General features: G+C 61.5%; 1 protein-coding gene. It reads right to left on the bottom strand.

The annotated features are described in order from the left end of the window. Positions 1-407: MFS transporter (locus HX846_RS35455; protein ID WP_178967272.1), on the bottom strand; the 407-nt coding region annotated here is incomplete at its 3' end. Positions 408-504 lie beyond the last annotated feature (97 nt).

The raw sequence follows: 504 nt of genomic DNA on the forward strand, positions 1-504 counted from the left end.
AGGCCCTGGAGCATGCGCAGCGCGACGAGGATGATCGGTGCGGCAATGCCGATGCTCGAATAGGTCGGCAGCAGGCCGACGCAGAAAGTCGCCAGGCCCATCAGGATGATGGTGGCGAGGAAGGTGTACTTGCGCCCGATCATGTCACCCAGCCGACCGAACACCAGCGCGCCGAACGGGCGCACCACAAAGCCGGCGGCGAAGGCCATCAGGGCAAAGATAAACGCCGTGGTGTCGTTGACCCCGGCAAAGAACTGCTTGCTGATTACCGCCGCGAGTGCGCCATAGAGGAAGAAGTCATACCACTCGAACACCGTCCCGAGGGAGGAGGCGAAGATGACTTTCTGTGTGTCGTTGCTGTCTCGCGCCTTGGTGGCGGAGCCCAGGGGTTGAGCGTGTTCTGACATTTGGGTAGCCCTCACAGTGATTATTTATTGTTGTTCCACTGTCGGCGCCACATCGGCGCCGCTATTCCCCTGTAGGCGCCCGGCTTGCCGGCGATGG

This window comes from Pseudomonas sp. K5002, assembly GCF_013386655.1.
Lineage (GTDB): Bacteria > Pseudomonadota > Gammaproteobacteria > Pseudomonadales > Pseudomonadaceae > Aquipseudomonas.